23 protein-coding genes are annotated in these 12,787 nt (G+C 67.6%); 19 read left to right on the top strand and 4 right to left on the bottom strand.

What is annotated here, in order from left to right; translation table 11 throughout:
* Positions 1–34 precede the first annotated feature (34 nt).
* The 5 genes from ACIPJY_RS11440 (at position 35) to ACIPJY_RS11460 (ending at position 3,407) form a co-directional block, all read left to right on the top strand.
* Positions 35–442 carry a cupin domain-containing protein gene (locus ACIPJY_RS11440; RefSeq protein ID WP_400464454.1) on the top strand — a complete coding sequence of 136 codons (408 nt, stop codon included), beginning with the start codon at positions 35–37 and terminating at the stop codon, positions 440–442.
* Positions 443–461: 19 nt separating this feature from the next.
* Entirely contained in the window at positions 462–836 is a 375-nt protein-coding gene (locus ACIPJY_RS11445) for a DUF2255 family protein (protein ID WP_400464451.1), read from the top strand.
* A gap of 64 nt (positions 837–900) precedes the next feature.
* Complete coding sequence (locus ACIPJY_RS11450) at positions 901–1,806, top strand: helix-turn-helix transcriptional regulator (RefSeq protein ID WP_400464448.1); 906 nt, start codon at positions 901–903, stop codon at positions 1,804–1,806.
* Entirely contained in the window at positions 1,803–2,792 is a 990-nt protein-coding gene (locus ACIPJY_RS11455) for an aldo/keto reductase (RefSeq protein WP_400464447.1), read from the top strand. The genes ACIPJY_RS11450 and ACIPJY_RS11455 overlap by 4 nt, the downstream gene beginning before the upstream one ends.
* A 180-nt stretch (positions 2,793–2,972) precedes the next feature.
* Complete coding sequence (locus ACIPJY_RS11460; RefSeq protein ID WP_400464445.1) at positions 2,973–3,407, top strand: bleomycin resistance protein; 435 nt, start codon at positions 2,973–2,975, stop codon at positions 3,405–3,407.
* A 6-nt stretch (positions 3,408–3,413) separates the two neighbouring features.
* Here ACIPJY_RS11460 and ACIPJY_RS11465 read toward each other — a convergent pair whose 3' ends face one another.
* From ACIPJY_RS11465 to ACIPJY_RS11475, 3 genes are read right to left on the bottom strand one after another with little or no spacing between them, the layout of a single operon-like run.
* On the bottom strand, positions 3,414–3,857 hold the full coding sequence (locus ACIPJY_RS11465) for a barstar family protein (protein WP_400464442.1): 444 nt from the start codon (positions 3,855–3,857) through the stop codon (positions 3,414–3,416).
* A 50-nt stretch (positions 3,858–3,907) separates the two neighbouring features.
* Entirely contained in the window at positions 3,908–4,672 is a 765-nt protein-coding gene (locus ACIPJY_RS11470; RefSeq protein ID WP_400464439.1) for a hypothetical protein, read from the bottom strand.
* Between the two features lie 44 nt (positions 4,673–4,716).
* A complete protein-coding gene (locus tag ACIPJY_RS11475) occupies positions 4,717–5,172 on the bottom strand; it encodes an aldo/keto reductase (protein WP_400468188.1) in 456 nt (151 codons plus the stop codon).
* On the opposite strand from ACIPJY_RS11475, the gene ACIPJY_RS11480 reads away from it, so the two are divergent.
* The 10 genes from ACIPJY_RS11480 to ACIPJY_RS11525 all read left to right on the top strand — a co-directional run bounded on the left by ACIPJY_RS11480 (position 5,059) and on the right by ACIPJY_RS11525 (position 10,236).
* Entirely contained in the window at positions 5,059–5,496 is a 438-nt protein-coding gene (locus tag ACIPJY_RS11480) for a flavodoxin (protein ID WP_400465168.1), read from the top strand. The two genes, ACIPJY_RS11475 and ACIPJY_RS11480, sit on opposite strands and share 114 nt — an antisense overlap.
* Before the next feature lie 57 nt (positions 5,497–5,553).
* On the top strand, positions 5,554–5,685 hold the full coding sequence (locus ACIPJY_RS11485) for a hypothetical protein (protein ID WP_400464436.1): 132 nt from the start codon (positions 5,554–5,556) through the stop codon (positions 5,683–5,685).
* A 113-nt stretch (positions 5,686–5,798) separates the two neighbouring features.
* Positions 5,799–6,188, top strand: coding sequence for a hypothetical protein (locus ACIPJY_RS11490; protein ID WP_400464433.1), 390 nt, complete (start codon positions 5,799–5,801; stop codon positions 6,186–6,188).
* Between the two features lie 45 nt (positions 6,189–6,233).
* Positions 6,234–6,437: a hypothetical protein gene (locus ACIPJY_RS11495; protein ID WP_400464430.1), complete on the top strand. Its 204-nt coding sequence runs from the start codon at positions 6,234–6,236 to the stop codon at positions 6,435–6,437.
* Between the two features lie 87 nt (positions 6,438–6,524).
* Positions 6,525–7,349: a hypothetical protein gene (locus tag ACIPJY_RS11500; RefSeq protein WP_400464427.1), complete on the top strand. Its 825-nt coding sequence runs from the start codon at positions 6,525–6,527 to the stop codon at positions 7,347–7,349.
* 152 nt (positions 7,350–7,501) lie between these two features.
* Complete coding sequence (locus ACIPJY_RS11505; RefSeq protein ID WP_400464425.1) at positions 7,502–7,801, top strand: hypothetical protein; 300 nt, start codon at positions 7,502–7,504, stop codon at positions 7,799–7,801.
* A 50-nt stretch (positions 7,802–7,851) separates the two neighbouring features.
* Positions 7,852–8,178: a hypothetical protein gene (locus ACIPJY_RS11510; RefSeq protein ID WP_400464422.1), complete on the top strand. Its 327-nt coding sequence runs from the start codon at positions 7,852–7,854 to the stop codon at positions 8,176–8,178.
* A gap of 218 nt (positions 8,179–8,396) precedes the next feature.
* Positions 8,397–9,251: a hypothetical protein gene (locus ACIPJY_RS11515; protein WP_400464419.1), complete on the top strand. Its 855-nt coding sequence runs from the start codon at positions 8,397–8,399 to the stop codon at positions 9,249–9,251.
* 178 nt (positions 9,252–9,429) lie between these two features.
* A complete protein-coding gene (locus ACIPJY_RS11520; protein ID WP_400464416.1) occupies positions 9,430–9,654 on the top strand; it encodes a cold-shock protein in 225 nt (74 codons plus the stop codon).
* A 177-nt stretch (positions 9,655–9,831) separates the two neighbouring features.
* Positions 9,832–10,236 (top strand): hypothetical protein, encoded by a 405-nt coding sequence (locus ACIPJY_RS11525; protein ID WP_400464413.1) that lies wholly within the window; start codon positions 9,832–9,834, stop codon positions 10,234–10,236.
* 72 nt (positions 10,237–10,308) lie between these two features.
* Here ACIPJY_RS11525 and ACIPJY_RS11530 read toward each other — a convergent pair whose 3' ends face one another.
* Positions 10,309–10,509 (bottom strand): hypothetical protein, encoded by a 201-nt coding sequence (locus ACIPJY_RS11530; protein ID WP_400464410.1) that lies wholly within the window; start codon positions 10,507–10,509, stop codon positions 10,309–10,311.
* A 250-nt stretch (positions 10,510–10,759) separates the two neighbouring features.
* Between ACIPJY_RS11530 and ACIPJY_RS11535 the strand changes: the two genes are divergently transcribed.
* From ACIPJY_RS11535 to ACIPJY_RS11550, 4 genes are all read left to right on the top strand, one after another.
* Positions 10,760–11,062, top strand: a complete 303-nt coding sequence (locus tag ACIPJY_RS11535) for a hypothetical protein (protein WP_400464408.1) — start codon at positions 10,760–10,762, stop codon at positions 11,060–11,062.
* Positions 11,063–11,146: 84 nt separating this feature from the next.
* The gene (locus tag ACIPJY_RS11540; protein WP_400464405.1) at positions 11,147–11,428 is read left to right on the top strand and encodes a hypothetical protein; all 282 of its coding nucleotides are present in this window, start codon (positions 11,147–11,149) and stop codon (positions 11,426–11,428) included.
* Positions 11,416–11,718, top strand: a complete 303-nt coding sequence (locus tag ACIPJY_RS11545; protein ID WP_400464402.1) for a hypothetical protein — start codon at positions 11,416–11,418, stop codon at positions 11,716–11,718. The genes ACIPJY_RS11540 and ACIPJY_RS11545 overlap by 13 nt, the downstream gene beginning before the upstream one ends.
* A gap of 659 nt (positions 11,719–12,377) precedes the next feature.
* The gene (locus tag ACIPJY_RS11550) at positions 12,378–12,761 is read left to right on the top strand and encodes a hypothetical protein (RefSeq protein WP_400464400.1); all 384 of its coding nucleotides are present in this window, start codon (positions 12,378–12,380) and stop codon (positions 12,759–12,761) included.
* Positions 12,762–12,787 lie beyond the last annotated feature (26 nt).

The following is a 12,787-nucleotide window of genomic DNA, read 5'->3' on the forward strand; positions in this document are numbered from 1 at the left end:
GGTCCGCACCCCCACACGACCCAGGAGGAACACCATGCCGCAGGAGATCCTGCCGAAGCAGCCCACCGTCAAGAACCCGCCGGAGCAGTTCGCCGGCGACGTCTGGGTCGACCCGATCGTCACCCCGCAGGACGACGACCAGCGCGCCACCCTGGCCATCGTCAAGTTCGCTCCCGGTGCCCGCACCGCGTGGCACTCCCACGCCCGCGGCCAGTTCCTCCGGGTCACGCAGGGCGTCGCGCACTTCGGGACCCGCGACGGCGCGCTGGTCACCGCACACCCCGGCGACACCGTGTACGTCTCGCCGGGCGAGGAGCACTTCCACGCCTCCGCCGAGGGCACCTTCATGGAGCACGTCGCGATGCTCGAGAACGCCGACGACCCGTCGACCACCACCACCTGGCTCGAGCACGTCTCCGACGCGGACCTCGCCGGTCACTGACACACGAACAGGAAGCACCATGTCCACCTGGACCCCCGACACCATCGCAGCGATCGCCACGAGCGACGACCTCCACGTGAGCCCCTTCCGAGCGGACGGCACGACGTACGGCACGCCGACCTGGATCTGGTCGGTCGTCGTGGACGGCGACCTCTACGCCCGCGCCTACAACGGCCGCCGCTCCCGCTGGTACCGCTCCGCCATCGAGCAGGGTGCCGGCAGGATCAGCGCCGCCGGTGCCGAGCACGAGGTCGCCTTCGAGGCCGTCGGTCCGGACCTGAACAGCCGCATCGACGCCGCGTACGAGACGAAGTACGCGGGCAGCGAGTACCTGCCGCCGATGCTGCAGGACGGGCCGACCTCGGCGACCGTCCGGATCAGACCGCGACCGTGAGCACCGCCGTGGGGTGTCCTGCCAGTGCGTTCCTCGCCCCCACCCGCACTCGTAGGGTCGCCTCATGAGCACGAACCGTGACGACGTCAAGGACTTCCTCGTCAGCCGGCGTGCGCGGGTCCGCCCCGACCAGGTCGGGCTGCCCGCCGGGCCGAACCGACGGGTCGCGGGCCTCCGACGCGGCGAGGTCGCGATGCTCGCCGACGTGAGCGTGGAGTACTACGCCCGACTCGAACGCGGCAGCCTGTCCGGGGTGTCCGACAGCGTGCTGTCCGCCATCGCCGGTGCGCTGCTGCTCGACGACGCCGAACGCGACCACCTCTTCGACCTCGCCCGCGCCGCGAACTCCTCCCCGGTGCGCGCGCGCCGCCGGTCCGTCACCCCGAAGACGCTCCGCCCCGGGCTGCAGTACGCGCTCGACGCCTTCGCCGGTGGTCCGGCCTTCATCCGCAACGACCGCCTCGACGTCCTCGGTGCGAACGCCCTCGGACGGGCCCTCTACGCCGACCTCTTCCGGAAGGCCGAGCGCCCGAACCTCGCCCGCGCCGCCTTCCTCGACCGGGAGTGGTCCGACGCGTTCTACCCGGACTGGGACCTCGCCGCCGACCAGAGCGTCGCGATCCTCCGCACCGCCGCCGGGCACGACCCGTACGACAAGGACCTGCAGGACCTGATCGGCGAGCTCTCCACGCGCAGCCCCGAGTTCCGCGCGAAGTGGGGTGCGCACGACGTCCGCCGGCACGCCAACGGCGAGAAGCACTTCGTCCACCCGGTCGTCGGCGCGCTCGACCTGTTCTTCGAGGGGTCCCGGCTGATGAGCGATCCGAGCCTGAGTTTCCTGCTCTACACCGCGGAGCCCGGCTCGCCGACCGCCGACGCCCTCCGGCTGCTCGGCTCGCTGGACGCCACCGAACGCCGGGACGCACTCCACGCCGCCGCCCGCCCCGATCCCACCGGAGGACACTCGTGAAGACCAGGACACTCGGCACCGACCTCGACGTCGCGGAGATCGGCCTCGGCTGCATGACGATGACCGGCGGCTACGGCGGCAACCCCGACCGGACCGCGATGGTCGACCTCCTGCACAGCGCCGTCGACCAGGGCGTCACCCTCTTCGACACCGCCGAGACCTACGGCCCGCACCGCAACGAGGAACTCGTCGGTGCGGCACTCGCGCCGTTCCGCGACCGTGTGACGATCGCGACGAAGTTCGCGAACGCGATCGATCCGGACACCCACGAGCCGCTCGGCCGCCTGCTCCGCCCCGACGAGGTCCGTGCCGCCGCCGAGGGATCGCTCCGCCGTCTCCGGACGGACCACATCGACCTGTACTACCAGCACCGCGTGAACCCGGACCACCCGATCGAGGAGTTCGCCGGCGCCGTCCGCGAACTCATCGACGAGGGCAAGGTGCTGCGCTACGGCATGTCCGAGGCCGCCGAAGCGACCATCCGCCGTGCGCACGCCGTGCAGCCGGTGACCGCCGTCCAGAGCGAGTACTCGCTCTGGTGGCGCCGCCCCGAGGACGGGGTCCTCGCCGCCTGTGCGGAACTCGGCATCGGCTTCGTGCCGTTCAGCCCGCTCGGCAAGGGGTTCCTGACCGGCACCATCGACGCGTCGGCGACCTTCGGCGACAACGACCTGCGCGCCAGCATCCCCCGGTTCGAGGGCGACGCGCTCACGTCGAACATCGCCCTGGTCGACGGCGTGCGGGTGATCGCCGAAGGGCTCGGCGCGACGCCGGGACAGGTCGCGCTGGCATGGCTCCTGGCCCGGCAGCCGTGGATCGTCCCGATCCCCGGCACGACGAAGCAGCACCGGCTCACGGAGAACACCGGAGCAGCCGACGTCCGGTTGTCCGCTGCCGACGTCGACCGCCTCACGGCGCTCTCCGACTCCGTCGAGATCGTGGGCGGTCGCTACCCGGACTTCCTCGAGGCGCAGACCGACCTGTGACGACCGGTCGCGGTCGCGACCACGGATCGGACGGGAGGCCCGGTGCCAGCTGGCACCGGGCCTCCCGTCCGTCATGCGGTCCGGATGCGGGTGGCCGCGACGGTGACGACGGAGTCGGGACGATCCGCTGGGCACATCGAGTGGTGCTCGGGAACGACGATCGGGTGCGACGATGATCCGGTGACGGAAGCGATGGAACCCGTGCTCGTTCCCGAGCTGCTCGTGGCCGACCTCGATCGGAGCATCGAGTTCTGGTGCGACGTGTGCGGGTTCGACGTCGCCTACGCACGCCCTGCGGAGCGCTTCGCGTACATCGCGCTCGGTGCAGCGCACCTGATGCTCGAGCAAGCCGGCGTGGGTCGCAACTGGGTCACGGGGCCGCTCGAGCAGCCGCTCGGCCGCGGCGTGAACTTCCAGATCACGGTGCCGGACACCCGAACGCTCGCAACGGCGCTCGAACGTGCGGGCGTCGAGCTCTTCATGCAACCCGAGACGAAGTGGTACGGCGTCGGCGACGAAGAAGCCGGCGTTCAGCAGTTCCTCGTCCAGGACCCCGATGGGTACCTCGTGCGCTTCCAGTCGTCACTCGGTCGACGACCAGCGGCTGAGCGCTGATCCTGTTCAGGACAGGATGGTGAGGAGTCGGTTGCCGAAGAGCGCTGCGTACCGTCCCTGCTTCCGCAGGATCGTGGTCACCTGCTCGGCCGTCCGGGGGAGTCGATCGGCGAAGCCGTCGAAGCCGGACAGCACGACGACCAGGCCGGTCTCTGACGGGTCCCACCCGTAGTCGGGCTCGGCAACGTCCGACATGCAGTCGTCGAGCGCGTCCAGGTTCATCCCGAAGTGGCCGGGGAAGGCAAGCGCAGCCGCGAACGTGGCGTGCATGTGCCGCTCGTCACGCCAGGATCCGGCGTCCATCTCGACGACCCGGTAGCCCTCGCCCCGGAGCCAAGTCTCAGCGTCGCGGAGGACGGTACCGCCTGGCAGCCCGCGGACGAAACCGTCGCGGGCGATCGCGAAGTCCATCCTGTTGCCGAGAGCGTCGTCGGTGGAGAAGGCAGCCACGGGGGAACGGTAGTACGGACCGAGGCCAGCTGATGGACTCCGATGCCGGTTCAGACACGGTCGAACTCCACGATCGCCCTCACGTGCGCGGTCGCCGTGATCATCCGGCTGTGCCACTCCGCCGCGTCGTCGTCGCGACGATCGACGTCCGCCCCGAAGTCGTCGCGGGCGAGGAACCGGATCCCGTCCGCGTCGAAGTACCCGACCGAGCCGCCCCGGGCCTGGACGAGCATCGGCCAGGTGACGTCGCTCGTGATCGATGTCTCCTGGCTGTGGGTGAGGATCGTCTGCGCGGTGTCACGTGTCATGAGGCGCATCGCGATCATCAGATCCCACCGGGTGCTGAGCCCGTTGGCCAGGCCGTAGACGTGGTTGACGAGCTCCTCGGTACGTCGGAGTCGCTCGGGACCCGCTGCCATCGCAGCAGGCGAGCGCCCCACCACGAGGAAGTCGTGGTGGGGCTGGGCAAGGCAGGTCTCCACCTCGTCGCGCGACGAGCCGAGCCAGCGCAGGATGTGGTCCAGGTCGGAGTAGAACAGGCGACCGTCCCGGCTCCGGAGTCCGAGAGCAAGAGCATCGCGCCTCGCTGTGCCGATGCCCACGCTGCCGGCTCCGTGCTCACCGAAGAACGTCGGCAGTGACAGCGCACGGAGCGCCGCCACGGTGGCTGGGTGCGTCTCGGAGGTGACGTTGACCGCCAGCGACCCGAACACGTCCGCGAGGACACCGCCCGCTTCCTCGACACCCGTGGCGAAGCGTCCCGAGGGATCGTGACAGGTCACCGCGAGACAGGTCTGATCGTCGAGCTCGGCCATGTCTCGACCCTAGGACGCCGTCGCGGGTGCCGGTCGACCGGTGCTCAGAAACCGCCAGCGGGACGCACCTGGTAGTGCTCCTCGAGCGCGGAGACTTCCTCCGGGGTGAGATCGATGTCGACCGCGGCGGCAGCGTCGCCGAGGTGGTGGGGCTTCGTCGCGCCGATGATCGGGGCGCTGACGACCGGGTTGGCGAGCACCCATGCCATCGCGATCTGCGCCATCGGCACGTTCCGGGCTTCGGCGATCTGCTGCACGGCGTCGATGACGGGGCGGTCGCGTTCGGTGTCGGCGAAGAAGGTGTTCCCGACCGGGTCGTCGGAGGAGCGCTTCGTCTGTTCGCCAGGGACGGCGGTCGCCGCACGCTCGACGTCGGCAACACCGAGGTGCTCGCGAACCTGATCCGAGATCAGATCAGCTGTGACCTGTACCGGATCGAAGCCGCCGACGCCTACTCGGACCGCTACGACCCCACCGTCGCCCGGAACGTCGACGAGCAGAACAGCGACGCCCGCCCCGAGGTCGCAGCACCGCTCCCGGACCTCAGCCGGTACGACCGGATCCTGCTCGGCAGCCCCATCTGGAACGTGCGACCGCCGATGATCATGGCGACGTTCGCGGAGAACGCAGCCCTACGCCACAAGGACGTCCACCCGTTCGTCACCTACGCCGTCAGCGGCCTCGGCAGCACCGCGTCGTTCTACCGCGAGCTGAACACCGGAGCCCGGTTCCACAACGGCCTCGCCGTCCGCGGCGAGGAGGTCCACGACCGAAGCACCGCCGGCGCTGCGGCGCGGTGGCTGCGCAGCAGCGGCCTGCTCTGAACAGCCTCGCTCACGAACTCGGCAGCATTCATGCTCTGGTCCACGCGGAGGAACGTCGTGGCAGAACCGCTCACTGTCCTGGTCGTCGGCGCGACCGGCAGCATCAGCCGGCAGGTCATCACCACTGCGCGCGCCATGACCTCGATTCTGCGAGCACCGCCCGCGGTGGAGTGTGTGCCCATCTTCTGAACACCGCTTCAGATCTCATTTCCCGGCCTCGCTGATCACCGTTGCAAGGCCTACCCTGTGGACGTTGGAACGGGGAACGTGTGCGCTGGGGTAAAACGCAAGCATTCGGACTGTTGCTCGGCGCAGGTATCGGCGGACTCCTCGGTGGGTTTCTCTACTTCGGATCGTTCGGACTGGGCCACGGGGCCGATCTGGCGTCGCTCGTGTTCGCAGTGTCAGCAGTTCCAGCTGCTGCCATCGGCGGCTGGCTGTGCGCGCTCGGAGCTCTGGTCGCCGCCCGGCTCCTCGGCTGCCGAAGGCGGGTGACCGGCGCGGCGCTTGGAGCCGGCGTCGTAGCGCTGGTCGGAAGCGCAACGTTCTTCCGGATCTACGGCGCAGGCAGCGGAACGCCGAAGTACCTCTTCAGCACCGGGGCCGTCAGTCTCGCGCTCGTCGTTGTCGCTGCTGTCATCGCCACTGTCGCCGCGCGCGGAGCTCCGAACGAGCGCCGCGGATCGTCTTGACGGCGGATCCGTCACCGGGCTCCGAGCAGGGGTTAGGTTGGCCCCGTGGACGTGTTGAGCGCGAGGGTCGTGGGGTCGATAGCGCTCGTCTTCGGCCTGGTGTTCTTCACGACGTCGATCGTCCGCTTCATCCGGCCGGACGTGGACCTCGTCCTGGCGGTCGTGAACATCGCGCTCGGCATCTTCTGGCTCGGGGCGGGTGTCTGGTTCTGGCGCTTTGCGGTTCGGAAAGCGAAGCGCGGCCGGTAGAGGATCGCTCGCTCAGCTGGTGACGGCTGCAACGGTGCCGACCTGAACCGCGAGCCGCAGCCCCTCGGGACAGGCCATACTGCACACGTGGGGTCGGAGCAGGAAAACCGCGAGGGCGCGGCGGACGTGGCACCGCCGAAGCGTGCCCGTGCGAAGCAGGATCACGACTGGTACCGATCCGTTGAGTGGGACGCGGACATCGCTGCGGCGTTCGAGGCGAAACTCGCCCGCGCCAGATCCGCTCGGGGCGAATACCTCCGGGTCCAAGGCTCGACGCTCGCGCTGCAAGAAGGACCGCACGAGCGGCTTCGCGAGGTCGGCCGAGAGCTCCTGACACGGTTCATGGCGGAGACCGCAGCCAGTGGTGCCGGTCCGGCACGCGTCAACAGCGGCGGCAGTGCCCTTGCCCAGTCCTTCGCGCTGTCGGGCCGGTATGCGGAGGCGGCGCTGGAGTTCCGCGCGGTGCTGCGGCGCATCGATGAGGCCGGGACATCGTCGTACACCTCTGGCGCGGTCGAGTTCGAGCTGGCCGAGGTACTCCTGCACCTCGGCGGCCGGTCGTCGCTCGCGGAGGCAGATGCGCTCCTCCGCGCCGCGGAACCGGAAATGCGACGGACTCCGTTCTTCCGGAACCGGCTGGTCAGCTACCTGACCGCGCGGGCACGTGTCGCACGTCAACTCGGCGATCCCGACGCGGCGAGCAACTACGCGCGCGCTGCGCTCGACCTGATCGCCATCCAGAGTGCACCGCTGCCGCGACACCCCGGAGTCGGCGTCCCGCATGTTGACGCGACGACCCGGAAAGAACTCGAACGACTGGTCGCAGTGCGGCGACGGAGACGGTGGCCCTTCGGAGGACTCCGCAACACAGGGCAACCCACGTCCTCCCCGACCCCACCCACGCCTTCCTGAACCGCTCGAATGACCAGTGAGTCACCGTCCCGACGTGTTCGGCAAAGACCGGGGAATGCGGTCTCGGAGTTCGGCTTCCGAGCCTGTGAAACGCTCATTCGTTCGAGCATCCTCGCAACCGGGACCAGACCGCGCGCTCCTATCGTTGCCGCATGACTCGAGTGATTGCCGCCGCGCCTCTCCCGCGCGCCGTCGTCGTGGCCACTTGGGTTCTGGCCTGCCTGTTCAACGGCGTGTTCGCCGTCTTCTTCGTCTTGTACACGGCAGCAGACGAGTGGGCCGTGAACCGCTCGGAAGCGACAGGCGCGTTCGATCCGTCGCAGTTGCTCCCGCACGACGTCGCGCTGTGGCTGATCGCACGTGCCGCGCTTGGCCTGCTCGTGGTACTGGACGCGGTGGGGATCGCCCTGTTCCTGCGCGGGCGCCGGCAACGCGTCACTGGCGCCCGGTGACCGATCCGCATCGGTTGACGAGACAGTCCCTCCTGCGCGATGTTCGTGGGATGCCTGAGTGGAACGGTCTTCAGATCCCGGTGACTGATCTCCGTCTCGTGTTCGATCGGATCCTTGCGCACGTCGAACATGCGAACGGGGAGTCGATCTTGCTGCGTGAGGACTACTTCTACTCGTTGCCCGCTCCGGACCTGTACGACGTATCGAGCGATCCACCCAAAGCCACGATCGGTCAGCTGACCGAGTCGTGGGACAACCTGATTTCGACGCCGGACGCCGATCGGACGTTGAACTGGGAACTCGTCTGGCTGGGCGACGTCTTACGAGCCATCGGCCACCTTCTGCCCGAGGGCGAGCGGCGTTCGACAGACCGGTAGCCGATCGGCTACAGGGACGCGGTCACGACACAGAGCGAAGTCAGAAGGACGACAAAGAGCGACGCTGTTCACAGCCGGAAGTGGGTCGTGGAGGCGCCAGATAACCCGATCGTTCAGCGAGACGGGAAAGTGCGTCGGCGCGATTCGATCCCATCAGTCCCTCCACGGCACAACATCACATACTCATCGCCCGCAACCAGCGCACTACGATCAGCGAGATGGAGCTGATCACCGACCTCTCTCGGTCCGCCTGGTTGATCCCGCGCATGCAGGCCTTCGGGACCGTCGCCGGGACGGCCGGTTCCGGTTTCGAGGCGTATGCCCGCCTGCTGCACCCCCTGTCCGCGTACCGAGTCGACCCGTTGACGGCCGACGAACACGTGGAACCGCTGGTGCTCGAGTCGAGCGTGTGGCGGTGGTCCGACGTGGCAGCCAGGACCGGACGGACCGTGCACCACGACGTGGCGTGGAGCGCGGTGAGCGGACGCGACGACGAGACCGAGCTGGTCTTCAACGACGGGTGGTGCGTCGAGCTCCCCGAGGAAGGGTGGTTCGACCCGACGCAGCTCGCAGCACTGACGGAGCACCTCGCGGCCGCGACTACCACCCCGCTCGACGTGGTGGCGGCCATCTGGGACGGCTGGGGTGACCTGAACGGCAGCTCGATGTTGGCCGTCGGGTGGCAGGGCGGATCGCCGAACGCCGCCGAGCGCGCGGAACTCCGCGAGTACGCTGCACGCAGGGCAGCGGAGCACCGGGTGCAGCAGGAGGCCCTCCGCGCGTCCCTGGCTGGGCCGCGGCTCCACCTGCCGCGTCGTGAGTACATCGTGCTGGGGGTGACCCTGTCGGCGTTGGCGGACCCTTCGTGGTTGGACGACGCCCGCGTGGGTACGTACCTCGAGCTCGGGCACACCCCTCAGCTGCTGTGGCCCGAGGACCACACCTGGGTCGTCGCGACCGAGATTGACACGGATTCGACCATCGTCGCCGGGTCGCGGCAGCTGATCGCGAGCGTGCTCGCCGACGGACGGTTCGAAGCGTTCGAGGTCGTACCGGACAGCGCTCTCGTCTGACACGCTCGCGCAGCTCCACGGGGCGCCCGCTCACCTATCGGCTACGGGGACGCGATCACGACACAGAGCGAAGTCAGAAGGACGACGCAAAGCGACGCTGCTCACAGCCGGAAGTGGGTCGGGGGGCGCCCGACAACCCGATCCTTCTACGAGCCACACAGAGCGATAGCGTCTGCTGATGCTGAACGTCGAAGACGAGTGTGTCTGGTGGAGTGATGAAGCCGGCTGGGGTTCTCTCCGTTCGGACGACGTCGCATCGGAGGTGTTCGTGCACTTCGCGAACCTCAGGATGGATGGGTACCACACGCTCCAACCTGGGGACCGGGTGCAGTTCGACGTCGAGCCGTACCCACCGGGGCAGGATGGCTACTTCTTCCGAGCTCATGACGTCAGACCGATCTAGACCGAGCGGGACTCTGTCTGTCTGCGGATCGCTCATCGGGCCGTGCGATCGGCAGACGTCACGAACAGGTCCCACCATGGCCGAGGAACGGCCGCCGCTGGTCGACGCTGCATTCGAATCTGACCGCCGCCTGGCACCCTGTTGACATCCGACGAACGAACCAGTTGAGGAGTCCTGATGGCGTCCCGCACCCGACGCGCAACACTGAGCGACCGCGGCGCCCTGTGGAACCTCGCCCTCATCTGGGTGGTCATCGTCATCGGACTGCTCACGGCGATCGGCTGCGTCGGGTACATCCTCAACGAGAGCCTCATCTCGTACAGCACTTGCGGCGCCCGCGCTGTGGCCTGCGGTGATGCTGGCTGGTACAGCAGCATGGGCCTCACCTTCCTCGGCGGCTTCGCTGCAGTCATCACTGGGAGTGGGTTCGGCATCCGCCGCCGCTACCGGGCCAACGGCGTGTGGTACCCGCTCGCCGGCCTCGGCGGGGCACTCTTGCTGACCGCGGCCGCCGTCGTTCTCCTGAAGACTCTCACCCGCACGTACGGCCTCCGGCCTCGCCGTTTCGTAAGCCACGACTGAACAGCCGCGGTCCCTGTCTCCATGAGCCATCCGCTACCGGGCGCGGCTTGACGATGCCGATGGGAGTAGCGGTCAGCGTTGCATGTCCATGGCGAAGCCGATCAGGTCTCCGACCGCGACGTCCGAGAACTCGGGATAGAGGCCACGATGCGCGTCGCGCACGTCGGTCTCGGTCGGGCCTCCCGCTTCGCGAAGCGACCAAGCCCACTGAGCCGCGTCAGACTCCAGTTCGTCGAGCCGCTGCTGCGCCCGCTCGAATTCGTGCTCCGGCACGCGAGGAAACGCCGCTCGTACATCTAGCGGAGCCCAGTGCCGCCTACGGGCCACTGACGACCGGACCATCGCGTCGTGAAGGGACAATTGCGACAGAGTGTCTTGAGCGATCTGGTAATACTCCACGTCGCGGTCCTAAGAGAGGGCAGGGAACGCTACGGCGTCTCGATAGCCAATCGGCAATCGGACGCCGAACTATACCGTCGGCGTAGCTTTGAGCCGTCCCCCCCTTGGGGGCGAAGAGTCGGTGGTGGAGATGTCAAGCGTCGTGGTTCCGGTTGCTGTGGCAGACATGCCTGATCGGTTCCGTCAAGCTGTGCATGCTGTTCCCAACGTGACCGTAGTCGAAGCCAATGCAGAGGGCGCCATCATCGCTCGTCGCACCACGTTCGCCTTCCGGTCGGAGACGACCCGGTTCAAGTTCGAGGCGCGTCCAGAGGGAGGCACCGAGGTGAGCGTTGTCTTAACGAGCGGGGGGGCGCTCGGCTTTGCCACCTACCAGGGTGCGACGCTTGAGATGGGTCGCAAGGTTCTCGACGAGCTGGCCCGTTGAACGATCGGCTCTCGAGACGGCGCGATCAAGTTGATCGTCGTTGTGTCGCTACGTGTAGGTACGCCGGTCCACTAGCTTTCGACTGTGAGTGACGTACGCGAGCTCCGCGATTCGATCGACCAACTAACTGCGTCCTTGGGGAGCTGGGATTGGCCAACCTTCGTGTCCACGCTGGTCGCGACCCTTGCCGGTGCTGGCGTGGCGGCGGGAGTTGCCTGGGTTGTCCTGCGGCGCGAGCGCTCCGACCGTTATCGGGAACGAATGTATTGGGCAATGGCGGCCTTGGCTCCCAAGATCAATCAGTGGGCGGATCTGGCCATCAGCCGCAGCGCAACGGTGTGCCAGAGCGGAGGATGGCTTCTCTGATCGACGTCCTGTCGGAGCGGGTACTGATCGAGGCGCTTGCGAACGAGGAGGACCGGAAGAGTCTGGAGCTGTGGCAGGAATTCTTCACGTCGATTGACACCATCTCAGAGGAGAAGGATCCGCCGAACTTGCAGCGGCGCACATCGACCTTCGCTCACAAGCTGCTGGAGCACCTGCGTGACATCGTTGCCGGTGCAAAGAGTGGCCGCGTGGTTCGAGAGGAGATCCGTTCGAGCCTTCGGGAGGTCGAAGCGTTCGAGCGTGGAGCGACGGCTTCCGGAGGAGTGTGAAACGTCCGGCCGCGGATCGGTTGAAGGACACTTTCGTTAGGTTTGAAACATGCGAGCGACCAGAGCCGAGCGGCGGCTGCGCAACGTCCAAACCCTACTTCTCATCGGCGCTCTCCTCGCAGCGCTCCTCGCAGCTGTGGTACTCGTGCTCGTAGGGGCCCCTCAACCGATCGCCATAGGAATCGGTTTCGTGCTGTACCTCGCCAGCTGGAGAGCGATTCTCCGAACTATCCGTCGACGCAGAGATGCAACAGAGGACACCGACGTCCGTTAGACGATCGCTCAGCGCGACGGCACGATCTTCAGCGTCTGGGACGCGGCGGAAGTGGGTATCGCCATCGTCCTTCGCTGCCAGTCTCGTCAATCCACGTGACAGTGATCGTCGAGTCCGAGGTTCCCATGGTCCTCAACGCCATGAAAGTAACCGCCTCACCGGGTCCCACTGTCTCGCCGTCCGGAAGCGGGCGCGGCACAAGAAGCGTCTCGTGAGTGCGGACCTTCACATCGTCAGCAGGCACGCGGCCGATGTTCGTGAGCTGGTAAGTGTCTCCGTTGAAGTGCGTCAGACTCCAGGCGACAGGTTATCCGAGTGAACGCGCTCCTTGACTCCCTCTTACGAGTTCCATGACGGCCGCCTGGTCCAGGTTTCCGATGTGCGCATGGACGCCGACGCAACGCTCACCGAGCCGATTACACAAACCGTGATCGTCACCAACGCGGCGACGGCGACCGCACGAGCTCGGGTCAGCGGCACCGTCAACGTCGAGGACGGCGTTTTCGTCGCGCTGGCCACAGTATCGGGCACCGTGCACGTCGCCGCCGGGTCGATGGCGGTGTTCGCCGACCAGATGAGCGGCACGTTGCACTTGGCTTCCGGCGGGTCTGCTCGCATCCTTCCGGGGGCTTCAGCGCTCGGCACAATGCATATCGACGGTCATCTCTTGGACGAGGGTGAGCGTGGGTGCAGGTGCGTGGCGCCGGGCAGGTCGAGGACCGTGGCCGGGTCCGCGCGCCAGACGAGCTCGGCCCGGAGGGCGAGGTGACGTACCTCGGGTAGCTCGGGAGACGC

Origin of the sequence: Curtobacterium sp. NPDC090223 (assembly GCF_044746585.1) — a bacterium.
Lineage (GTDB): Bacteria > Actinomycetota > Actinomycetes > Actinomycetales > Microbacteriaceae > Curtobacterium.

Excerpts from the sequence above, each read along its gene's own strand:
- ACIPJY_RS11440 (WP_400464454.1), top strand. The coding sequence starts at position 35 with ATGCCGCAGGAGATCCTGCCGAAGCAGCCCACCGTCAAGAACCCGCCG.
- ACIPJY_RS11445 (WP_400464451.1), top strand. The coding sequence starts at position 462 with ATGTCCACCTGGACCCCCGACACCATCGCAGCGATCGCCACGAGCGAC.
- ACIPJY_RS11450 (WP_400464448.1), top strand. The coding sequence starts at position 901 with ATGAGCACGAACCGTGACGACGTCAAGGACTTCCTCGTCAGCCGGCGT.
- ACIPJY_RS11470 (WP_400464439.1), bottom strand. The coding sequence starts at position 4,672 with ATGGCCGAGCTCGACGATCAGACCTGTCTCGCGGTGACCTGTCACGAT.
- ACIPJY_RS11505 (WP_400464425.1), top strand. The coding sequence starts at position 7,502 with ATGACTCGAGTGATTGCCGCCGCGCCTCTCCCGCGCGCCGTCGTCGTG.
- ACIPJY_RS11510 (WP_400464422.1), top strand. The coding sequence starts at position 7,852 with ATGCCTGAGTGGAACGGTCTTCAGATCCCGGTGACTGATCTCCGTCTC.
- ACIPJY_RS11515 (WP_400464419.1), top strand. The coding sequence starts at position 8,397 with ATGGAGCTGATCACCGACCTCTCTCGGTCCGCCTGGTTGATCCCGCGC.
- ACIPJY_RS11520 (WP_400464416.1), top strand. The coding sequence starts at position 9,430 with ATGCTGAACGTCGAAGACGAGTGTGTCTGGTGGAGTGATGAAGCCGGC.
- ACIPJY_RS11525 (WP_400464413.1), top strand. The coding sequence starts at position 9,832 with ATGGCGTCCCGCACCCGACGCGCAACACTGAGCGACCGCGGCGCCCTG.
- ACIPJY_RS11545 (WP_400464402.1), top strand. The coding sequence starts at position 11,416 with ATGGCTTCTCTGATCGACGTCCTGTCGGAGCGGGTACTGATCGAGGCG.
- ACIPJY_RS11550 (WP_400464400.1), top strand. The coding sequence starts at position 12,378 with ATGGACGCCGACGCAACGCTCACCGAGCCGATTACACAAACCGTGATC.